20 protein-coding genes and 1 riboswitch are annotated in these 21,230 nt (G+C 71.7%); of the genes, 12 read left to right on the top strand and 8 right to left on the bottom strand.

Features of this window, described 5'->3' with window-relative positions; all coding sequences use genetic code 11:
* Nucleotides 1-8: 8 nt before the first annotated feature.
* Together FHS07_RS07800 and FHS07_RS07795 are read left to right on the top strand one after the other, a co-directional pair.
* A complete protein-coding gene (locus tag FHS07_RS07800; RefSeq protein ID WP_183419260.1) occupies nt 9-1,424 on the top strand; it encodes a glycoside hydrolase family 1 protein in 1,416 nt (471 codons plus the stop codon).
* Nucleotides 1,425-1,482: 58 nt separating this feature from the next.
* Nucleotides 1,483-2,328, top strand: coding sequence for a Cof-type HAD-IIB family hydrolase (locus FHS07_RS07795; protein ID WP_183419259.1), 846 nt, complete (start codon nt 1,483-1,485; stop codon nt 2,326-2,328).
* Nucleotides 2,329-2,561: 233 nt separating this feature from the next.
* On the opposite strand, the gene FHS07_RS16815 is transcribed toward FHS07_RS07795, so the two are convergent.
* Nucleotides 2,562-3,263 (bottom strand): GntR family transcriptional regulator, encoded by a 702-nt coding sequence (locus tag FHS07_RS16815; protein ID WP_183419258.1) that lies wholly within the window; start codon nt 3,261-3,263, stop codon nt 2,562-2,564.
* Nucleotides 3,264-3,450: 187 nt separating this feature from the next.
* Here FHS07_RS16815 and FHS07_RS07785 point away from each other — a divergent pair, with 187 nt between their 5' ends.
* The 6 genes from FHS07_RS07785 to FHS07_RS07760 are packed head-to-tail and all read left to right on the top strand — an operon-like array spanning nt 3,451 to nt 10,711.
* Nucleotides 3,451-4,368: an ABC transporter permease subunit gene (locus FHS07_RS07785; protein ID WP_183419257.1), complete on the top strand. Its 918-nt coding sequence runs from the start codon at nt 3,451-3,453 to the stop codon at nt 4,366-4,368.
* Nucleotides 4,365-5,264: an ABC transporter permease gene (locus FHS07_RS07780; protein ID WP_183419256.1), complete on the top strand. Its 900-nt coding sequence runs from the start codon at nt 4,365-4,367 to the stop codon at nt 5,262-5,264. The genes FHS07_RS07785 and FHS07_RS07780 overlap by 4 nt, the downstream gene beginning before the upstream one ends.
* Nucleotides 5,261-6,967: a dipeptide ABC transporter ATP-binding protein gene (locus tag FHS07_RS07775; protein WP_183419255.1), complete on the top strand. Its 1,707-nt coding sequence runs from the start codon at nt 5,261-5,263 to the stop codon at nt 6,965-6,967. The genes FHS07_RS07780 and FHS07_RS07775 overlap by 4 nt, the downstream gene beginning before the upstream one ends.
* Nucleotides 6,964-8,502, top strand: a complete 1,539-nt coding sequence (locus FHS07_RS07770; RefSeq protein ID WP_183419254.1) for an ABC transporter substrate-binding protein — start codon at nt 6,964-6,966, stop codon at nt 8,500-8,502. Before FHS07_RS07775 ends, FHS07_RS07770 begins: the two co-directional genes overlap by 4 nt.
* Nucleotides 8,499-9,722 carry an amidohydrolase family protein gene (locus FHS07_RS07765; RefSeq protein WP_183419253.1) on the top strand — a complete coding sequence of 408 codons (1,224 nt, stop codon included), beginning with the start codon at nt 8,499-8,501 and terminating at the stop codon, nt 9,720-9,722. The genes FHS07_RS07770 and FHS07_RS07765 overlap by 4 nt, the downstream gene beginning before the upstream one ends.
* Entirely contained in the window at nt 9,722-10,711 is a 990-nt protein-coding gene (locus FHS07_RS07760; protein ID WP_246383146.1) for an ornithine cyclodeaminase family protein, read from the top strand. Before FHS07_RS07765 ends, FHS07_RS07760 begins: the two co-directional genes overlap by 1 nt.
* Nucleotides 10,712-11,176: 465 nt before the next feature.
* Here the strand turns inward: FHS07_RS07760 and FHS07_RS07755 are convergent, their stop codons facing one another.
* From FHS07_RS07755 to FHS07_RS07740, 4 genes are read right to left on the bottom strand one after another with little or no spacing between them, the layout of a single operon-like run.
* Nucleotides 11,177-12,067, bottom strand: coding sequence for an SDR family oxidoreductase (locus FHS07_RS07755; protein ID WP_221189144.1), 891 nt, complete (start codon nt 12,065-12,067; stop codon nt 11,177-11,179).
* Nucleotides 12,064-12,840: an enoyl-CoA hydratase/isomerase family protein gene (locus FHS07_RS07750; RefSeq protein WP_183419252.1), complete on the bottom strand. Its 777-nt coding sequence runs from the start codon at nt 12,838-12,840 to the stop codon at nt 12,064-12,066. Before FHS07_RS07750 ends, FHS07_RS07755 begins: the two co-directional genes overlap by 4 nt.
* A complete protein-coding gene (locus FHS07_RS07745) occupies nt 12,837-13,598 on the bottom strand; it encodes an SDR family NAD(P)-dependent oxidoreductase (protein ID WP_183419251.1) in 762 nt (253 codons plus the stop codon). Before FHS07_RS07745 ends, FHS07_RS07750 begins: the two co-directional genes overlap by 4 nt.
* A gap of 45 nt (nt 13,599-13,643) precedes the next feature.
* Nucleotides 13,644-14,609 carry a hypothetical protein gene (locus FHS07_RS07740; protein WP_183419250.1) on the bottom strand — a complete coding sequence of 322 codons (966 nt, stop codon included), beginning with the start codon at nt 14,607-14,609 and terminating at the stop codon, nt 13,644-13,646.
* 141 nt (nt 14,610-14,750) lie between these two features.
* Between FHS07_RS07740 and FHS07_RS07735 the strand changes: the two genes are divergently transcribed.
* Nucleotides 14,751-15,245 (top strand): GNAT family N-acetyltransferase, encoded by a 495-nt coding sequence (locus tag FHS07_RS07735; protein WP_183419249.1) that lies wholly within the window; start codon nt 14,751-14,753, stop codon nt 15,243-15,245.
* Nucleotides 15,246-15,430: 185 nt separating this feature from the next.
* Complete coding sequence (locus FHS07_RS07730) at nt 15,431-16,165, top strand: phosphotransferase (RefSeq protein ID WP_183419248.1); 735 nt, start codon at nt 15,431-15,433, stop codon at nt 16,163-16,165.
* Between the two features lie 93 nt (nt 16,166-16,258).
* Here FHS07_RS07730 and FHS07_RS07725 read toward each other — a convergent pair whose 3' ends face one another.
* From FHS07_RS07725 to FHS07_RS07715, 3 genes are all read right to left on the bottom strand, one after another.
* Entirely contained in the window at nt 16,259-17,032 is a 774-nt protein-coding gene (locus tag FHS07_RS07725) for an energy-coupling factor transporter transmembrane component T family protein (protein ID WP_183419448.1), read from the bottom strand.
* Between the two features lie 8 nt (nt 17,033-17,040).
* Complete coding sequence (locus FHS07_RS07720; RefSeq protein ID WP_183419247.1) at nt 17,041-18,489, bottom strand: ABC transporter ATP-binding protein; 1,449 nt, start codon at nt 18,487-18,489, stop codon at nt 17,041-17,043.
* Nucleotides 18,489-19,121 (bottom strand): ECF transporter S component, encoded by a 633-nt coding sequence (locus FHS07_RS07715; RefSeq protein WP_183419246.1) that lies wholly within the window; start codon nt 19,119-19,121, stop codon nt 18,489-18,491. The genes FHS07_RS07720 and FHS07_RS07715 overlap by 1 nt, the downstream gene beginning before the upstream one ends.
* Nucleotides 19,115-19,224: riboswitch (TPP riboswitch) on the bottom strand. It overlaps the preceding gene by 7 nt.
* A 36-nt stretch (nt 19,225-19,260) precedes the next feature.
* Between FHS07_RS07715 and FHS07_RS07710 the strand changes: the two genes are divergently transcribed.
* Nucleotides 19,261-20,790 carry a D-alanyl-D-alanine carboxypeptidase family protein gene (locus tag FHS07_RS07710; RefSeq protein WP_183419245.1) on the top strand — a complete coding sequence of 510 codons (1,530 nt, stop codon included), beginning with the start codon at nt 19,261-19,263 and terminating at the stop codon, nt 20,788-20,790.
* 3 nt (nt 20,791-20,793) lie between these two features.
* Nucleotides 20,794-21,150 carry a GntR family transcriptional regulator gene (locus FHS07_RS07705; RefSeq protein ID WP_183419244.1) on the top strand — a complete coding sequence of 119 codons (357 nt, stop codon included), beginning with the start codon at nt 20,794-20,796 and terminating at the stop codon, nt 21,148-21,150.
* Nucleotides 21,151-21,230 lie beyond the last annotated feature (80 nt).

Genomic DNA, 21,230 nt, shown 5'->3' with positions numbered 1-21,230 from the left:
CACGAACAATGACGAACACCCCCTTCCCCGACGGCTTCCTCTGGGGCGGCGCGACCGCCGCAAACCAGATCGAGGGCGCGTACGACGAGGGCGGCAAGGGACTGTCGGTGCAGGACGTGATGCCCCGCGGCATCTCGGCCCCCCGCAGCGAGCAGCCCACCCCCGACAACCTCAAGCTCGTCGGCATCGATCACTACCACCGCTACGCGGAGGACATCGCGCTCTTCGCCGAGATGGGCTTCGGCGTCTACCGCTTCTCGATCGCGTGGAGTCGCATCTTCCCGAAGGGCGACGAGACCGAGCCCAACGAAGAGGGCCTCGCCTTCTACGACCGCGTGCTCGACGAGCTCGAGAAGCACGGCATCGAGCCGCTCGTGACGATCTCGCACTACGAGACGCCCCTGCACCTGGCCGAGACCTACGGCGGATGGACCAACCGCGAGCTGATCGGCTTCTACGAGCGCTACGCCCGCACCCTGTTCGCCCGCTTCGGTGCGCGGGTGAAGTACTGGTTGACCTTCAACGAGATCAACTCCCTGCTGCACGCGCCGTTCATGAGCGGTGGCATCCCGATCCCCGAGGGCGGCGTTCCCGCGCAGCAGCTCTATCAGGCGATGCACCACGAGCTCGTGGCATCCGCCCGCGCCACCCGGATCGCCCGCGAAGTGGCCCCCGAGGCGAAGGTCGGCTGCATGGTGCTGTCGATGCCGATCTACCCGCTGACCCCGTCGCCCGACGACGCGCGCGCCGTGATGGACGCCGACCACGGCAACCTCGTCTACGGCGACGTGCACACCCGCGGCGCGTACCCCGGGTACTTCCTCCGCACGCTCCGCGAGAAGGGCATCGAGCTCGAGATCACAGAGCAGGACCGCGACGACCTGACGAACACCGTCGACTTCGTCTCGTTCAGCTACTACATGTCGATCGCCGAGACCGCCGACCCCGCGAAGCGCGCCCAGGGCGAGGGCAACATCATGGGCGGCGTCTCGAACCCGACGCTCGAGGCGAGCGAGTGGGGCTGGCAGATCGACCCGGTGGGGCTCCGCCTCGTGCTGAACCAGTTCTGGGACCGGTGGCAGAAGCCGCTGTTCATCGTTGAGAACGGCCTGGGCGCACGCGACCAGCTCGTCGAGGTCGACGGGGAGAAGACGGTGGTCGACGACTACCGCATCGCCTACCTCAACGACCACCTCGTGCAGGTCGGCGAAGCGCTCGAGGACGGCGTCGACGTGCTCGGATACACCTCGTGGGGCTGCATCGACATCGTCAGCGCCAGCACCGCGCAGCTGAGCAAGCGATACGGTTTCATCTACGTCGACCGCAACGACGACGGAACCGGAACGCTGGATCGCTACCGGAAGAAGTCGTTCGGCTGGTACGCCGACGTCATCCGATCCAACGGCGCATCCCTCACCCGCTGACCCCCGTCCGGTTCGGCCCCGGGCCCTCTGGGTCCGGGGCCGACCCTTTGGAGTGCACATGACCCGCATCGCCTTCCTCGACGTCGACGGCACGATCCTCGAGCACGGCTCGGTGATCGCGCCCTCCACGGTCGAGGCCATCCGCCAGGCCCGCGCGAACGGGCATCTCGTGTGGCTGTGCACCGGCCGAGCCGAGGCTGATATCCACCCCGACGTCACGGCCATCGGCTTCGACGGCGCCATCTCCAACGGCGGCGCGTACGCCACACGCGGGGGCGAGACGCTCATCGAGCGACCCCTGCCGCGCGCTGACGTCGAAGCTCTCGAGGGCTACTTCCGGTCCCACGGCATCCATTACTTCCTGCAGACGCACGACGCCGTATACGCCTCGCCCGGCATGGCCGAGACGATGGAGGAGTTCCTGCGCGCCCGTCACGCCCAGCAGGTGGAAGAACTCGCCGCGCTCGGCATGCCGTCCGACGTCGACCACCGCCAGCGCGACCTGCGGGCCGTGGCCGAGGTCGACCGCGATCGCGTCGCGAAAGCGGTGTTCGTCAGCTCTTCCCCCGACACCGTGGCCCACGCCGCCGCCGAGCTCGGCGCCGGATTCCATGTCATCCCGGGGTCGATGCCCCTTCCCGGCGGGTCGAACGGCGAGATCGGCCAGGCCGGGGTGACCAAGGGCTCGGCCATCATCGAGGTGCTCGACGTGCTCGGTCTCTCGGCGACGGATGCCATCGGCATGGGCGACAGCTGGAACGACGTCGAGATGTTCGAGGTCGTCGGCACCCCCGTCGCGATGGGCAACGCCGAACCCGAGTTGCAGCGCCTCGCCGGCCGTGTGACCACCGCGGTGCTGGAGGACGGCGTGCACAACGCGTTCGCGGAGCTGGGCCTGATCTGAGGCGCGGCTGCGGCTGCGGCTGCGGCTGCCACCTCGTCGAGAAACGCGATTCGCGCGCAGAAACGCGTTGACGGGGCGTTTCTGCCCGCGGATCGCGTTTCTCGGCGGGAGCGGGCCGGGCCACACGGCCCCGCGCGCGCCTCGGCGTCGACCCGGCGCGACCCGGCGAACCGGCAGGGGCGGGGCGCGCCTCGGCGGTACCCCGGCGCGACCCGGCGACCGGCACGGGCGGGTCAGACGTCGGCGACGACCCGGCGCGGCCGGCGACGACGCTCCGCCCGCTCGACGGGGTGAAGCCGCTCGGTGAGGCCGGGCATCGACTCCACGCGGGCCCGCTCGACGTGGGCGGCGGCGAGCGTCTGCGCCAGCGACACGTGCCCGCCCACGATCGCCTCCACCATCTCGGCGTGCTCGTCCCATCGACCGACCGTGTCTCGTTCGGGCGTGAGACGGAAGAGCCATCGCGTGCGCCCCGTGAGCAGACCGCTCATCCGCGAGAGCAGGGCGTGACCGGCGAGGGCGAAGATCTCGTCGTGCAGATCGGAGTTGCGCGACGACGCCGACGCCGCAGCGACCGAAGCGACGTGCGCCACGTCGAGCGCGGCCCGGAGCGCTGCAGTGTCGGCGCCGGCTGCGGCGCGCTCCGCGGCGAGCGCCGCGGCGAAGGGCTCGAGGTGCATGCGCATGTCGAACAGCTCCTTCGCGTCGTCGACCGTGAAACGGTGTACGACGGCGGCCCGGCGATGGGCCGACGACACGAACCCCTCGGCCTCGAGCACGTGCAGCGCCTCCCTGACGGGGACGCGCGAGACGCCGAGCTCCTCGGCGATGTCGCGCTCGCCGAGCCGGTGCCCCATGTCGATCTCGCCGGTGATGATGCGCTCGCGCAGGATGTGCGCGATACGCCGGCCGGTCGCGTCGATGTCGTCGTCCACGCCTCCATCCTGACAGGGGTGGGACGTGGGGAGAAACCGCCGTTTGGTATTCCAGAAGCACGTTACGAGGGCTATCACCGGCCTCGGAACGCTCTTTGGTACTCCAAAGTGACGCCCGCGTAAGAACTACATTGCATGTTCGTTGCATCGCCTTGGTATACCCGTTGCGCACCGTAGCGTCACCTCCGTGCTCGCCTTCCTCCTCCGCCGCCTCGCCCTGGCCGGCGCCACGGTCTTCCTCGTGGTCACGATCGGCTTCGTCCTCGGTCGCCTCACCGGCGCCCCCGGCGCACTCCTCCTCCCCGACAACGCCAGCAGCGCCGACGTCGACGCGCTCAACGCCAGCCTCGGCTTCGACCGCCCGGTCCTCGTGCAGTACCTCGACTTCCTCCGCGGCGTCGTCGTCGGCGACCTCGGCGACTCGTACCGCCTGCACGAATCCGCGCTCGGACTCGTGTGGGAGCGCCTCCCCGCCACGGTGGAGCTCGCCTTCTGGGCGTTCCTGGCCGGCTTCGCCCTCGCGCTCGTGGCCGCCGTCGTCATCCACCTCAGCGGCAGCCGGATCCTCCGCGCCGTCGTCGGATGGCTCGGCGCCACCCGCCAGGCGGTGCCCGACTTCTTCTTCGCCCTGCTGCTCGTGCTGATCTTCTCCGTGACGCTCGGCCTGCTGCCGTCACTGGGCCGCACGAGCCCGGCGAGCCTCGTACTCCCGGTCGTGACCCTCGCCACCGGCCAGTTCGTCATGTACCTCCGCCTGCTCGACGCCGCGCTGAGCGATCAAGCGGAGCAGGACTACGTGCGCACGGCCTTCGCCATCGGCCAATCCCGACCGACCATCTTGTTCACCCAGATGCTCCCCAACGCCCTTCCGCCGGTGCTCGGCATGGCCGGCCTCAACCTCGGCGGGCTGCTCGGCGGCACGGTCGTGGTCGAGGTGGTGTTCGCGTGGCCCGGGCTGGGCAGCCTGCTGACCGCCGCCGTGAGTCAGCGCGACTTCCCGATCGTCCAGGCGGGGCTCCTCTTCGTCGCCGTCGCCTTCGTCGTCGTCAACACCCTCGTCGACCTGCTCGTCGCCCGCATCGACCCCCGAACGGCCACCTCATGACCACCGTCGCCCTGCCCCCGATCCCCGAGGCCGCGACCTCGGCACCGCCCCCTCGCTCCCGTCGTCGGCGCCTGCGCCCCTCGGCCGTCGTCGGCATCGTGATGCTCGCCGTCGTGATCGGCGCGACCGCGCTGCGTCCCGTCCTGCCCGGCTTCGACCCGTTCGGGCAGGACCTGTCGCGCGCCCTACTCCCGCCCTTCGTCGACCCGGCGCACCCGCTCGGCACCGACCCGCTCGGGCGTGACCTGTTCAGCAGAATCGCCCTCGCCTCGGCCGTCACCCTCGGCATCACGGTGGCCATCGTGTGCCTCAACGCGGTGATCGGCACCACGGTCGGCATCCTGGCCGGCTTCTTCGGCGGGCGGATCGAGTCCGCTCTGTCGGTGCTGTCGAACACCGTGCTGGCGATGCCCGTCGTGCTCCTGCTCATCGCCGTCTGTGCCGTCGTCCCGCCCAGTGCCGGACTGACGATCCTCGTCGTCGGCTGCACCTGGTGGGTGGGCTACGCGCGGGTCACCCGTAACGTGGCCGCCGCCCTTCGGGCGCAGGACTTCGTGGTCGCACCGCGCACGCAGGGTGCCGACCGCTTCTGGTCGCTCACCCGACACGTGCTGCCGAACGTCTGGCCGCACACGCTCATCATCGCCGCGACCGACATCGCCACCATCGTGCTCATCGAAGCCTCCCTGGAGTACCTCGGTCTCGGTGTGCAGCCGCCCACGCCCAGCTGGGGCGCCATGATCTACGACGGCCAGAAGTACCTGGCCACCGACCCCTGGCTGGTGATCCTGCCCGGCGTGGCGATGTTCCTCGCCGTGGGCGGCGTGCAGTTCCTCAGCCAGCAGTTCACCGCCGAGGCGCGTGGCGCCTTCCTGCGCAAGGGAGCCCGCCGATGACCCGTCCCGTCCTGTCCATCGAGAATCTGCGTCTGGATGCCACGACGGACGAGGGTCACCGCACCGTCGTGCACGACGTCTCGTTCGAGGTCGCGCCCTCGGCCGCCCTCGGCGTCGTCGGGGAGTCCGGTTCCGGCAAGAGCCTGACGATGCTCGCCGCCCTCGGCCTGCTGCCCCCGGGCGTGCGCGTCGCCTCCGGGAACGTCTGCATCGACGGCCGCGACGTGACGTCGATGAGCGAGCGCGACCTCCGCAGTATGCGCGGGCGGGTCACCGGAATGGTGTTCCAAGACCCGATGTCGGCGCTGAACCCCCTGCGCTCGGTAGGGGCGCAGGTCGCCGCCGCGGTCCGGGCCCATTCCCCCGCCACCTCGCGCGCTGCCGCCCGACGACGCGCGGTCGAGTTGCTGCAGTCGGTGGGAGTGCGAGACGCCGCGGAACGCGCGGCGTCTCGGCCCCACCAATGGTCGGGCGGCATGCGCCAGCGCGCGGTCATCGCCATGGCCATCGCCAACGACCCGCTCCTGCTCATCGCCGACGAGCCCACGACGGCTCTGGACGTGACGGTCCAGGCGCAGGTCATGGCCCTGTTGGACGAGGTGCGCGAGCGCACCGGGTCGGCGTTGGCGCTCATCAGCCACGACCTGGGCCTCGTTGCCCAGCACACCGACGACCTCGTCGTGATGCGCTCAGGACGGGTCGTCGAACGCGGGGGGACCCGCGCAGTGCTGTCGGCCCCCTCTCACGAGTACACGCGTCGGCTGCTCGCGGCGGCGCCGTCGACCCGGACCGGGGCGAACCGCCCGGTGCTCGTCGAGACCGCCGAGGAGCCCGCCCTCGACGTGACCGACCTCGTCGTCGAGTACCCGGGTCGACGGGGCCGCCGCACCCGGGCGGTCGACGGCGTATCCCTGCGCATCCGCGCGGGAGAGACGGTCGCCGTGGTCGGAGAGTCCGGATGCGGCAAGTCGTCGCTGCTGCGCGCCATCCTGGGCCTCACCCCGGCGAGCGCCGGCACCATCCGCTTCGAGGGGCGCACCGTCTCACCCGACATCGCCGGTCGCAGCGCCGAGCTCCGCTCCCGTGCCCAGGTGGTCTTCCAAGACCCGTCGTCGGCGCTGGACCCGCGGATGAGCGTCGCCCGCTCCGTCGCAGAACCGCTGAAGATCCGTCGGAGTTTCACGTCGGCGCGCGTGCGCACCCTGCTCGACGGGGTCGGCCTCGACAGCTCCTACGACGACCGTCTTCCCACCCGCCTGTCCGGTGGGCAACGCCAGCGCGTCGGCATCGCCCGGGCGCTCGCGCTCGATCCCGCCATCGTGCTGCTCGACGAGCCCGTGTCGGCGCTCGACGTCTCCATCCAGGCGCAGGTGCTCGATCTGCTGGGCGGCCTGCAGCGCGAGCAACGGCTCGCCTACCTGTTCGTGTCGCACGACCTGGGCGTCGTCCGAGGCATCGCCGACCGCGTCGTCGTCATGCAGTCCGGCCGCATCGTCGAGGAAGGCCCGACCGAGCGCGTCTTCGCCGAGCCCCGGCATCCGTACACCCGGACCCTGCTCGACGCCATCCCGCACCTCTTCTCCGAATCGCCCACCCGCTCCTCGTCGCCCGATCTCGCCCCCTCGCCCGCCCTAGCCCCCTCGCCCGCCCTCTCCGACTCACCCACGCTCTCCGGCTCACCCACCCGAAAGGCCCTCCCATGACCCGCTCGACAGCCCGCCGCGCCCTCGCCGGCGTCGCCACCTTCACCCTCGGCAGCGTGCTCCTCGCCGGATGCGCCGGAGGATTCGACGCCCCCACCGGCTCGGGCGAAACCGCCCGCACCAGCCTGACCGCCGCGCTGCCCACCGACCCCAGCTCGATGGACCCCATCCGCTCCGGGGCGCTGGTGGTGCTGTCGGTGTTCTTCCACACCCACGATCAGCTGGTGAAGATCGCCGCCGACGGCACCCTCGAGCCGAAGCTCGCGACGGACTGGAAAGCGAACGACGACCTCACCCAGTGGGAGTTCACGCTCACCCCCGACGTGACCGCGAGCAACGGGGAGGCCATCGACGCCGACGACGTGGTCTTCACCTACGAGACGATCCTGAGCGATCCGAGCGGGGAGAACTACGCCTACCTCTCGTCGCTCGACAGCGTCGAGGCGGTGGATGCCACCACCGTGCGCTTCACCCTCAAGCAGCCCTTCTCAGCCTTCCCCCGCAACACCTCGCTCATCTCGATCGTGCCCGCCGACACCTACCAGGACATGGGCGCGGACGCCTACGCCCGGGAGCCGATCGGATCGGGGCCGTACGTCTTCGACAGCATCACCACGGGCGTGTCCTACGACCTGAAGCGCAACGACGATTACTGGGGTCCGGCGCCGGCCATCGAGGAGATCTCGCTGCAGCCGGTGTCGTCCACCGAGTCGCGCGCGAACGGCGTGCTCTCGGGCAGCCTCGACGTCGCCCAGATCGGACCGACGCAGGTGGCGTCGGTGCAGGCCGCGCCGTCGGCCCAGACCTTCTCGGCCGCCTCGAACGGGGTCGTGTTCCTCGGCGTCAACTCCACCGCCGGTCCCCTGCAGGACGTGCGCGTGCGCGAGGCGGTCGCCAAGGCCATCGACACCCGGGCGATCGTCGACTCGCTGCTGTCGGGACTCGCCGAGCCCGCGAAGGCCATGATCGCGCCAGCGGTCGAGGGCTTCTCCGATTCCGTCCAGCCCGTCGGCTACGACCCCGACGGTGCGCGAGCGCTGCTGGCCGAGGCCGGCTACGACGGCACGCCGATCCCGTTCGACTACGCCACCGACGGCCGCATCCCGCTCTCGAGCGAGGTGGCGCAGAGCATCCAGGGCTACCTGCAAGACGTCGGGGTCGCCGTCGACATGCGCGGCGCCGACCAGCAGAGCCACACGCTGAAGGTGCGCGGCCGCGAGATGCAGGGCGTCTACCTCAACACCTGGGCACCCTCCACGCTCGACGGCGACCTGCCCCTCACCGACTTCTACGAGACGGCCGGCAACAACAACTACGCGCAGGACCCCGCCACCGCAGCCTGGGCGGCGGAGCAGCGCGGAGTCGAAGGCGACGCACGCCAGGAGGTGTTCGCGAAGCTGCTGGACTACAGCAACACGCAGGGGTACTTCGTGCCGCTGTACGTGCCGTTCAACAACTTCGCGGCGGTGAGCGGACTGCGCTGGACGCCGCGTGCCGACGGACTGTACGACTTCACCGGAACGAGCTTCGAATGACCTCCACCGTCGTCACCGACGTCCGCCCCTGGGGCGGCCCTCTCTCCGACGTCGTCCTCGCAGACGGCCTCATCACCGGCATCCATCCGGCGGGCACGGAGTCCATCGACGCCTCGACCGAGACGGTGTCGGGCCGCGGACGCATCCTGCTGCCGTCTTTCGCCGACGTCCACGTGCACCTCGACTCGACCCGCATCGGCCTGCCGTTCCGACCGCACACCGGCGTGCCCGGGGTGTGGGGGATGATGCTGAACGATCGCGACAACTGGCGCCACGCCGAACGGAGCATGGAGCACCGCGTGGCGACGACGCTGGAGAGCGCGATCGCCCGCGGCACGACACAGGTGCGCACCTACGCCCAGGTCGACGTCGACGCCGATCTGGAGAGATTGGATGCCGTGCTCGCGGCGCGCGAGGCCAACCTCGACCGGTGCGAGGTCGAGATCATCGCGTTCCCGCAGGCGGGTCTGCTGCGCGAGGCGGGGTCGATCGATGTGCTCGATCGGGCGATGGCCCGCGGTGCCGATGTGGTCGGCGGCATCGATCCGTGCGCTCTGGATCGCGACCCCGTCCGTCATCTCGACGCCGTGTTCGGCATCGCGGAGCGACACGGCGCCCCCGTCGACATCCACCTGCATGAACCGGACCAGATGGCGAAGTTCTCGGCCGAGCTGATCGTCGAGCGCACCCGCGCCCTCGACATGCGCGGTCGCGTCACCATCTCGCACGGCTACGGCCTGGGGCGCCTCCCCGAGGCGGAACTGCGCGCGCTCCTCGAGCAGTTCCGCGACCTCGGCATCTCGATGGCCACGGTCGCCCCTCAGGCACCTCTGCCCACACACCTGCTCGACGAATACGGCATTGCACTCGGCCTCGGCCAGGACGGCCAGCGCGACTACTGGTCGCCCTACGGCAACACCGACATGCTCGACCGCACCTGGCAGCTCGCCTTCACCAACGGCTTCCGCCGCGACGACGACATCGAGCACTGCGTCGCGATCGCCACAGTGGGGGGCCGCGCGGTGATGGGCCGCGCGGCCATGCCGGCCCGCGGCGCCGAGCGCCCCGGCGTCGGCGTCGGCGACCCCGCCGACCTGCTGCTGGTCGCGGGCGACACCGTGACGGCGGCCGTCATGGACCGCCCGGCCGACCGCACCGTGATCTTCCACGGTGACGTGGTCGCCGACGCCCTCGAGCTGACCGACGGGAGCCGCGCCTGATGCTGCTGCTGAGCACGCCCCAGTTGGAGGGTCTCGTCGACCGCGGGGCCATCGCCGACGCCGTCTCCCGGGGGTTCGCCGAGATCGCCGAGGGGCGCGCCGATCAGCCCGGCCCGACCTCGATGGCCACCCCCTCGGACTCGGCCCGGTTCATCCTGATGTCGGCGGTGTCGGAGGCCTCCGACCTCGCGGGGGTCAAGCTCCTGGCCGACGTGCCCGACAATGCGGGGCGCCGGCTGCCGACCCAGCGCTCGATGATCCTCGTCGTGGACCGCGTCGACGGATCGCCGGTCGCGCTGCTGCACGGCGCCGTCCCGACCCGGGTGCGCACCGCGGCCGCCAGCGCGGTGGCCACCCGCACGCTCTCCCGGCCCGACAGCCGGACCCTCGGTCTCATCGGCGCAGGGGCCTTGGCCCGCGAGCACGCCCTGGCCCTCCGCGACGTGCGGCCGTTCGACCGCGTCGTGGTGTGGTCGCGTACGCGCGAGCGCGCCGAGGGCCTCGCCGCCGACCTGCTCGGCGAGGGGTGGCCCACGGCGATCGACATCGCGGCATCCCCTCGCGAGGTGGTGGAGACGGCCGACGTCGTGTGCACGCTGACCCCGTCGGTGGAGGCCATCGTCGAGGGCGCGTGGCTGCGCCCGGGGCAGCATCTGAACGTCGTCGGAGCCCGCCCTCGCGCGGACGAGCGGGAGGTCGACGGCGAGACCATGGCGCGCTCCTCGATCTGGGTCGACGACCGGGCGACGGCGCGCACGAAGTCGGGCGACCTGTTGCGGGCGATCGCTGAGGGTGCGATCTCCGAGGCCGACGTGGTCGGCACGATCGGAGAGGTCGTCGCCGAGCGGGTGCGGGGCCGCCGCTCGCCGCAGGAGATCACGCTGTTCGACTCGGTGGGGATCGGCGCGCAGGATGTCGCCGTCGCCGACGTCTTCATCCGCGCCGCTCGCGCGCAGGGCCTCGGCACCACGGTCGACCTGAGCGCCTGACCGCTGCCCCTCGCCCCCCCTGCGCTAGGTCCTTGCGCTAGGTCCCTTGCGCCGAGAAACGCGATTCGCGCGAAGAAACGCACTGACAAGGCGTTTCCTCGCGCGGATCGCGTTTCTCGATGCCCTGCGCCACTCGTCCGCGCGCCCGCACCTCGCACTCGCGCGCGGTGCGCTCGGCCGCCGATGCGTCGAGCGAGCGGCATCGTCCGCCGAGAAACGCGATTCGCGCGAAGAAACGCACTGACAAGGCGTTTCTTCGCGCGGATCGCGTTTCTCGATGCCCTGCGCCACTCGTCCGCGCCACCCGCAGGTCCGCAGCGCACCACACTCCCGCGCCACCCGCAGGTCCGCAGCGCACGACACCCCCGCGCCACCCGCCGGTCCGCAGCGCACCACACCCCCGCGCACCACACCACCGCGCCACCCGCCGGTCCCTCAGCGCGACGAGGGACCCGAACCCCGGCGTCAGTCGAGGAAGATGTCGGGGTACATCGCCTCGTCGGGCGTGCCCGGCACGGCGGCGTAGCCCGCGAAGTCCGTCGCACCCGCGGCGAGGAGCACGTCCTCGACGATGAGCGTCTGACCGGTCCGCTCGCGCGAGGGGGTTCGCAGCACCTCGTACGCGGCATCCGCGTAGATCTCGGGCGTCCGCGACACGCGCATGAGCCGGTCGCCGCCGATGACGTTCTGCACGGCCGCCGTCGCGATGGTCGTGCGCGGCCAGAGGGTGTTGGCCGCGATCCCGGCATCCGCGAACTCCGCCGCCAGGCCCAGCGTCGCCATCGTCATACCGAACTTCGCGAGGCTGTAGCCCGTGTGCGCCCCGAGCCATTTCGGCGTGACGTTCAGCGGCGGCGAGAGCGACAGGATGTGGGGGTTCGTCGCCTCGCGAAGCTGCGGCACCGCGGCCCGCGAGAGCAGGAATGTGCCGCGGACGTTCACGTCCTGCATGAGGTCGTACTTCTTGGTCGCGAGCTCGAGCGAACCCGAGAGGTCGATGACGCTGGCGTTGTTTACGACGATGTCGATGCCGCCGAACTCTCCCACCGTCCGCATCACCGCCTCGGTGATCGACGCCTCGTCGCGCACGTCGCCGACGATGGGCAGCGCCCTCCCGCCCGCCGCACGGATCGCCTCGGCCGCCGTGTGCACCGTGCCCTCGAGCTTGGGATGCGGGGTGTCGGTCTTGGCGAGCAGCGCGACGTTCGCACCGTCCCGGGCTGCGCGGAGCGCGATCGCCAGGCCGATGCCGCGGCTTCCGCCCGACATGAGCATGGTCTTGCCGGCGAGTGTTCCCCCTCCCCCGGAGGCTCCGGGCGACGCGCCGGCGGCGGCTGGAGGGTCGGCGGGCGTCATGGGCGTCCTTTCGCGGAGGCGGCGGCGAAGGCGGACACGCGCGCCTGCGCCTCGGGGGTGTCGAAGGCGGCGCCGATCGTCGTGGCTTCATCGTCGAGGTTGGCCGCAAGGGTGCGCCCGGCACCGACGCGCACGAGTCGCGTCGCCTGACCGAACGCCGCGGTCGCCCCCTCGAGCCAGAACCGCGCGATCTCGTCGACCCGCGACGAAAGATCTCCGGATGCCACGACCTCGGCGACCAGACCCCACTCCAGCGCCTCGGCGGCCGAGAGCATCCGGTCCTGCAACAGCAGCTGCAGGGCCCTCCGCTGGCCGACCGCCGCGGGCAGCAGCGTGGACACGCCGAGGTCGGGGGTGAGTCCGATGTTGGCGTAGCGACTGACGAAGCGGGCGTTCTCGCTCGCCACGACGTAGTCGGCGGTGAGCATCAGCCCGAGCCCGCCGCCGGCGACGGCGCCCTGGACGGCGGCGACCATCGGCAGCGGCGCTTCGGCGAAGGTGCGGATGCCGTCGTGGATCGCCCCCGCCGTCTCGGTGACCTCACGACCCGACGCACCGGTCGTCGCCATCGCCACGACGTCGCCGCCCGCGCAGAATGCGGGGCCGTTGGCATCCAGGATCACCGCTCCGACCGACGGATCGGCGGTCACCTCGTGGGCGACGGATCGCCAGCGCCGCGCCATGGGGAAGTCCATCGCGTTGAGCGATGCGGGGCGGTCGAAGGTGACGCGCGCGAGTCCGCTCTCGACGTGGAGCAGGATGCCGTCGGTCATTTCGGTGCCATCCGGATCGCGCCGTCGAGGCGGATCGTCTCGCCGTTGAGGTAGCCGTTGTCGACGATCGCGAGCACGAGGCGCGCGTATTCGTCGGGGGCGCCGAGGCGGGAGGGGTACGGCACCTGCTGGCCGAGCGAGTCCTGCGCCGCCTGCGGTAGGCCCTTCAGCATCGGCGTCTCCATGATGCCGGGGGCGATGGTGACGACCCGGATGCCGTGGCGGGCGAGCTCTCGCGCGATCGGCAGCGTCATGGCGTGCACGCCGCCCTTGCTCGCGGAGTACGCGGGCTGACCGATCTGCCCGTCGAAGGCCGCGACGCTGGCGGTGTTGACGATGACGCCGCGGTCGCCGCCCTCGGCGGGGTCGGTCTGCGCCATCACCGCCGATGTCTGGGCGATGACGTTGTAGGTGCCGATGAGGTTGACCCGGATGACGCGCTCGAAGTCGGCCAGTGCGGAGGGCACCCCTTCGCGGTCGAGCACCTTGGCGGGAGGAGCGATGCCGGCGCAGTTCACGACCACTCGCAGGGGGCCGGCTTCGGCGGCGCGGGCGGCGGCGTCCGCGATCTGATCGGCATCCGTGACGTCGGCGGCGATGAAGGATCCGCCGAGCCCCTCAGCGACGGTGGCGCCGTTCGAGGAAGGAAGGTCGACGATCGTGACGTTCGCGCCCGCTGCGGTGAGACGGCGGGCGGTGGCCAGGCCCAGGCCCGAGGCACCGCCGGTGACGAGGGCGGAGGCTCCTGCGATATCCATGCGTTCTCCTTCGAAGCTGAAACCGGGTCCCACCCTAGTCGAGACTCAGGACCGCGCCGAGCGTCTCGGAAGGCGCAGCCCGCGCCACGGGTGGGTGCGGATCGCGGCCGTCTCGCCCCCGTCGACGAGCAGGATCGTCTGCTCCGGTTCCCAGCCGTAGGCCGATCGCAGGTGCTCACCCAGGACGACGGCGGCGTTCTCCAGGGCGATCTCGACACCGCTCGGGACGTCGACGGCATCCGGACGAAGTTCGCGTGCCGCGGCGCGTAGTTCAGCGACGAGGGTGCGCATGCGGTCGGGACCGTAGGCGGCGGATGCCAGGTCCCAGTCGCCGATGACGACGGCCGCGCCCGCCGGGCAGCGTTCCGGCTGCTCGGCACGAGGCGGGCCGGTACGCAGATGGACGACGGCGGACCCGATCAGCAGGACCGCCAGCGCCCCGAGGATCGTCGCCGGGGCGAACGAGAACGCGGCGAGATACACGGCGGAATCCCATCCGGCCGCGATTCCCACCACCACGCGTGCGACGCAGTACACCGCGTACACCGCGGTGGTCAGAGCGATGAGGCGGAGCGGACCGCGGCCCGGCACGTTCGAGCGGAACGCCGTCCACGCGGTCGCCGCGCACGCCGCTGCCAGAGCGAGCGCCTTCACGGCCAGCGAGCCCGGCAGGGGCACCGTCGCCGAGACCACGGCCACCACCAGAGCCAGCCCCCCGGCCGTGAGCGACGACCCGACGGCTCGTCGGCCGGCGAGCACGCTGAGGGCCACGAACATCAGGACAGGAGCGAGGACCATCGCCACGTCGCCCATCACCAGACTGAGTGAGCCGCCACCCGCGCCGTAGATGAAGTACATCGCGCTGGAGCCCACCGCGCACACGCCCGAGACCGCCGCGAACCGCAGGAACAGGGTCATCTCCCCGGGGGTGCCGACGCGCGGCACCGCAACGAAGAGCACCGTCGTCGCGACGGCGACGCTGACCGCCAACAGAACGACCGACAGCTCCATGACACCCCCTCGTGCCATTGTGCCCCGTGGCCGCCTGGGGACCACCCGCATGCGACGGGTCGACCGTCTGTGCAACGCTCGATCGCGACCACGGCCGTTCTCCCCCGACGCGGGCTGATCTTCCGCACGTAGGCTCGTGGCGTGAGCGAGCGGCGGTTGCGCATCGAGCGGGTGGAGGTCGACGATCCGCGCGCGGCCGCACTGCGCGGCATCCTGGATGCCGACCTCGACGAGCGTTACCGCGACGCCGATGACGGCGAGGCCCCCGCCTTCGCCGCGAAGCGCGAGGCGGCCCTCGCCGTGCACCCCGAGCAGGTGGTCGCGACCCTCCTGGCGGTGGATGCCGACGGCACACCGCTCGGACATGTGATCCTCCGCCGCCTCGGCGACGAGTGGGAGCTGAAGCGTCTCGTCGTTGTCGGGTCCGCCCGTCGGCGGGGCGTCGGTCGCGCCCTCACCGCCGAGGTGGTCGACCTCGCCCGCCGCGGCGGCGCTGCGCGGGTGATCCTGCAGAGCGGGCGGATGCAGCCGGAGTCGCTGCGGCTGTACGCCGCCGTCGGCTTCACGCCGATAGCGGTGTATGAGCCGTACGTCGAGACGATGCCGAGCTCGTTGTGCTTCGAGTACGTGCTGTGAGGGCGGGTATCGGCATCGGCCCCGCCGCGCCACCGTCGGGTGCGGGGCCGCAATCCTCCAGCTGAGCGTCCTCGACACTCGGACGCCCCTGACGGTTCGTCCCGGTGTTATCGACGCCCGACGGGATCGACCGCCGATGAAGCCCGCCCCGTGACCCCGCCGCGCTCATTCGCGATGATCGAATCGTGAGCATCCCCGACGAGAGCGAGCCCGTCCCCGACCGTGTCCGCGCACTCGCGGGGGACGCGACGCTCGAGCCGGTCTGGCGGAACAACATCGGCGGCGTGACGTTCCGCGCCACCGACGCCGATGGCATCCGGTTCGTGAAGTGGGGGCCGCGCAACGCCGAGACGTCGATGCGTGCCGAGGCCGAGCGCCTGCGATGGGCGGCGCCCTTCACGCCCGTGCCTCGCGTGCGCGACGAAGGACGGGATGCCGCCCACGAATGGCTCGTCACCGAGGGCATTGCGGGTCGCTCGGCGGTCGATCCGCGCTGGGTCGCGCAGCCGGGGCGGGCGGTGCGAGCGCTCGGACGCGGCCTCCGCGCCCTGCACGAGGCGTTGCCGGTGGAGGACTGCCCGTTCTCGTGGAGCGTGCCCGACCGTGTCGCGAACGCCGCCGTCCGCGGCGTCCGGGTTCCCGACGACCTGCGTGATGCCCCGCCCGTCGACCGGTTGGTCGTGTGCCACGGCGACGCGTGTGCACCCAACACCCTGGTCGGCGACGACGGCGAGTGGACGGCGCACGTCGATCTGGGCGCACTCGGCCTCGCCGATCGGTGGGCCGACATCGCGGTCGCGGCCTTGTCGACCGAGTGGAACTACGGCCCGGGCTGGCACGGCGCCCTGCTCGACGCCTACGGAGTGGCCCCGGATGCCACCCGCCTGGCCTTCTACCGGTCTCTTTGGAACGCGACGTAGCACCCCGCCCCGTTGAGTGTCCAAGACACTCCGTTGGCATCGCGCCGCAGCGGCGTGTCGTGGACGCTCAACCAGCCGGGGGTTCGGGACGCCTCACGAACCCACCACGCGGAACGCGCCCGTCACCACCGCCGCCCCGAGCGACACGGTCATGAGCAGGACCGCGCCGCCGACGGCCACGGCATCCCGCGTCGTCAGCGCCGACGGGCGCGCCCAGGTGCGCTCGATGCCGGCGCCGAAACCGCGCGCCTCCATGGCGGTGGCGAGCTTCGTGCCGCGGCGCACGGCGAACACCAGCAGCACGAACGCCATCGAGAAGAACCGGCGCACCGCCCCCCGGTCGCCCAGGCCGCGGGCTCGACGGGCGAGCGCCATCGTGCGCCAGTCATCGACGAAGAGTCCGACCGTGCGGGCGCCGGCGAGCACGCCGAGCACGAAGCGGCTCGGCAGCTTCGCCACCTGTGCGAGGGCGTCGGCGAGCTCGGTGGGATCGGTGCGGGCGAACAGCAGGATCATCGGCAGCGCCAGGGCGACCACGCGCAGCAGCACCGCGACCGCCAGTGATATCGAGTTGTCGCTGATCGTGGCGAAGAGGAAGGAGCCGTAGACGGTTCCCCCCGGGCGGGCGTACAGCAGCATGCTGATGCCGGCGACCGGTGCGAAGATCAGCACCGGCAGCAGACGCTTCAGCACGACCGCGAACGCGACGCCCGTGAGCGGCACGCACAGCAGCTCGAGAACGATGGCCGTGGCCGCACTCACCGCGTCGATCGAGACCAGTAGCGGCACCGCGAGCACGATGACCATCGCGACCTTGGCGACGGGATTCACCCCGTCGAGCCACACCGGCCGCGCGCGGACGAGCATCGAGGCGCTCACGCGGCGCTCCCGAGCGTGATCCGATGCTGACCCAGGTGCCGCACCACGTCGGCGTCGTGCGTGACGGCCACGACCGTGCGCCCCCGCGCGATCTCGCGCTGCAGCAGGCCGATGAGCTCACTCCATCCGCGGCGGTCCTGTCCGAACGTGGGTTCGTCGAGCACGATCACCTCCGGCGAGGCCGCGAGCACCGTCGCCACCGACAGGCGCCGCTTCTGCCCGCCCGACAGGGTGAAGGGATTAGCGAGGGCGAGGGATGCCAGATCCAAGCGGTGCAGAAGCTCATCGACGATCGCGTCGACCTGGGCCGCCGGCATCCGGAGCGCCCGCGGACCGACCGCGAGCTCGTCGCGCAGGGTCGAGGCGAGGAATTGGTGCTCGGGTTCCTGGAACACCGTGCCGATGCGCGTCAGCAGCTCCGTCGAACGCCAGCGCGAGGGGCGACGGATGCCGCGGGCGGCGAGACCGGATGCCGCGACGACCTCGCCCGAGAGTTCGGGGAGCAGCCCTCCGAGGGTCAGCGCGAGGGTGGACTTGCCGGCGCCGTTGGGCCCGGTCACCACGGTTCCGGCCGCTCGGGGGACGACGACGTCGAGTCCGGATGCCACGACCGCGCGCTTCTCGCGCCCGATCGACAACGCCCGCGCCGACAGCACGGCATCCGGTGTTCCGAGCGGGGCGAGCACCGGGAGGTCGACGGGACGTCCCGGCACCCACACGCCCGCGTCGGCGAGCGCATCGCCGTATTCGGCGAACACGCGCGCGGGCGGTCCGTCGGCCAGCACGCCTCCGCCCGGGGCGAGCACCACGACGCGGGTCATGAGGTCGACCCACACGTCGGTGCGGTGCTCGATGAGGACGAGGGTGGTGCCGTCTGTGCGGACGACGTGCTCGACGGCCGCGCGCACCTCGGCGACGCCCTCGGGGTCGAGGTTGGCGGTGGGTTCGTCGAGCAGCAGCAGTCCCGGCCGCATCGCGAGCACTCCCGCGAGGGCGAGGCGTTGCTTCTGCCCACCCGACAGCGCCTTCGTGGGGCGATCGAGGGGCACGGTCAGACCCACGGATGCCACGGCCTCCGCCACCCGCGCCGGGATCTCGACCGCGGGTACGCCGAGGTTCTCGCAGCCGAAGGCGACGTCGTCGCCGACCTTCGACAGCACGATCCCCGACTCGGGGTCTTGCAGCACCAGGCCGATCCGGCCGCGCTGCTCTTCGGGCGCCCGACCGTCGACGCGGACGCGCCCGGTCGTCTCGCCCTCGTCGCTGCCGCCGAGCAGGCCCGCGAGGCCCGCGAGCAGCGTCGACTTCCCCGCCCCCGAGGCGCCGAGCAGCAGAACGCGCTCGCCGGGCTCGATCGACAGCTCGACGTCGCGCGTAGCGGGGAGCTTGCGACCGGCGTAGCGCCAGCCCCAGCCTTCGACGTCGACGCGCGCGGGGCCCGCCATCAGACGTCGCGGCGTGCGTCCCGACCGACGGCGAAGCGGCTGAGCGCTCCGGTGGCGGCGAGCGCGCGCACCAGCAGCCAGCCGACGAGGCCCGCGAGCAGGGCACCCGAGACGATGAGGGAGCCGAGGTAGATGAGGTTGAACTCCACGGTCTTGGCGATGTTCGCCGACAGGAACAGCTCGAGCACCCACGCCCCGATCCCGGCGCCGGCGCCCGCGAGCATCGCGACGGGCAGCGTGAAGCGCACGTAGAGGAAGGCCAGGAAGATCAGCTCGGCGCCGAGGCCCTGCGCGAGGCCGGAGAAGATCGTCGTGACGCCCCAGACGTTGCCGATCAGGGCCGAGACGATGGCCGCGATCAGCTCGACGAGCAGCGCCGCGCCGGGCTTTCGGATGACGAGTCCGCCGATGACGCCGCCGATCAGCCAGATGCCGACCGCGAGGCCGCCGAGGCCGGGGGTCAGACCGTCCATCGCGACGAACCACAGGCCGCCGACGGTGTTCCAGCCCCAGAAGACCAGGCCGATCGCGACACCCAGGACCGCAGCGACGACGATGTCGACGACCCGCCACCGGAAGCGGTCGACGGTGGCGACGGCCGGGGCCGTGCGGGCAGACGTGGTCGTGTGCATTTTCTGCTCCTCCCTGCGCCGGCATGATCCGGATCAGGTTCGACGGTCGAAGCGTGGATCGCTTCCTCTCAGCCCGGCTCACCGGACTCCCGTGGTTGACGTCACGAGTATAGGGGGATGCCCGGGGTAGCGTGGGCGGGTGCACGAGCAGACCCCGGCCACGCGACGCGACCAGCGCCGTGGAGGGGCGGCCGCGGATCTCGGCTCCGGGGCGGCGGACGAGGCGACCGCGAACCCGGCGCCCACGGCCCCCGCGGCATCCGGCGCTCCCGTCGACCCGGCGCGCACGGCACCCGCCTCCGGATCGCCGGCGAACTCGGCATCCGGAGCCCCCGCGCTCATCGGCGCACTGACCTGGATCGACCCCGATGACGCCGCCGACACGCGGCCCGCACCCACGTTCGTCGTATCGGGTGCCGCCTCTCGGCCCGTCGACCTGCTGGCGGGTCGCCGCCGACGCCGCCTTCGTCCGGCGACCGTGATCCCGCCGGTGCTGATCGTGCTGATCCTCGGGCTGTACGCCGCGGCGACCCTGCTGTGGCCCTTGAACGCCGTGGCACCCACGACGCGCGCCGTCGGCGTGCAACCCGCCGCCGCACCCGTCGCGCAACCCGCGTGGCCGGCCGAGGGCGAGGCGGCCATCGCGATCGACGGCGTTGCCGAGACGCTGTCGACGGGGGCGACGGCGCCCGAGTCCATCGCGAGCATCACCAAGGTCGTCACGGCCCTCGTGGTGCTCGACCGCCTGCCGCTCGCGCCCGGCGAGCAGGGACCGTCGTACGCGTTCACGCAGGCCGACAGTGCCGACTACTGGCAGTACCGCGCCCGCGGGGAGTCCTCGCTCGACGTCCCCATCGACGGGAGCCTCACCGAGCTGCAGATGCTGCAGGGAATGCTGATCGCCTCCGCGAACAACTACGCCCAGCGTCTGTCATCCGATCTCTTCGGCACGGATGCCGAGTTCTCGGCCGCCGCGAACCAGTACCTCGCCGAGCGGGGCATCGAGGGCATCACGATCGTGAACCCCACCGGCATCGAGGAGGGCAACACCGCCACCCCGGCCGCGCTGATCGCGCTCGCCGAACGGGCTCTCGCCAACCCCGTGATCGCCGAGATCGTGCGCACGCCGGAGCTGACGCTCCCCGGCGCCGGCACGTTCTCGAACGGCAACGCCCTGCTCGCCGATCCGGGCGTGGTGGGCGTCAAGACCGGCACGCTCGACGCGTGGAACCTGCTGACCGCCAAAGACATCACCGTCGGCGACGCCACCATCCGCGCCTACGCGGCGGTGCTCGGCCAGCCCGGACCCGACACCCGCAACCAGGCCACCCGCGACCTGTTCGCGCGCATCGAGCAGGAGCTGCAGCCCACCCCCTCGGTCACCGCGGGAACCGTCGTCGGCAAGGTCGAGACGCGGTGGAGCGACGACATCGACCTCGTCACCGCCTCCGACGCCACCGTCGTGCTGTGGAACGGCGGCGCCGCCCAGACCTCCACCCGCTTCGACCTGGGCGAGGCCACCGACCCCGGCGCCACGATCGGCACCTTCACCGCGACCGGTCCGGTCGACGCCGACACGGTGGACGTGCAGCTCGCCGGTGAGATCGAGCCGCCGAGTCCCTGGTGGCGCCTGACGCATCCGCTCGACCTGTTCGGCCTGAACGACTGAGACATGGACTTCTCCCTGGATGCCACGTCGCCCACGCCGCCGTTCGAGCAGGTGCGGGCGCAGGTCATCGCCGCCATCGACGACGGGTCGCTCATCGCCGGCACGCGCTTGCCGCCCGTGCGGGCGTTGGCCGCCGACCTGAATCTCGCCGCGAACACCGTCGCCCGGGCGTACCGGGAGCTCGAGGAGGCCGGGTACGTCGAGACGCGGGGTCGGGCCGGCACGATCGTCCGGGGTGGCGACAAGGCGTCGTCCCAGGCGGCGCAAGCCGCACGGACGTATGCCGAGACGGTCCGGCGTCTGGGGATCGAACCGGATGACGCGATGGCGCTGGTGCGGGCGGCACTCGGCGAGCGCTGACGCGCGGGTCGAGGGTTGCTCAGCCCGTCGACGCCACCGGACCTCGCCCGGCCCCCGTGCCGGATTCGACGCGACGCGAC

This window comes from Microbacterium proteolyticum, from assembly GCF_014192415.1.
In the GTDB taxonomy this organism is placed as follows: Bacteria; Actinomycetota; Actinomycetes; order Actinomycetales; family Microbacteriaceae; genus Microbacterium; species Microbacterium proteolyticum.
This window is presented reverse-complemented; position numbering and strand designations above follow the sequence as displayed.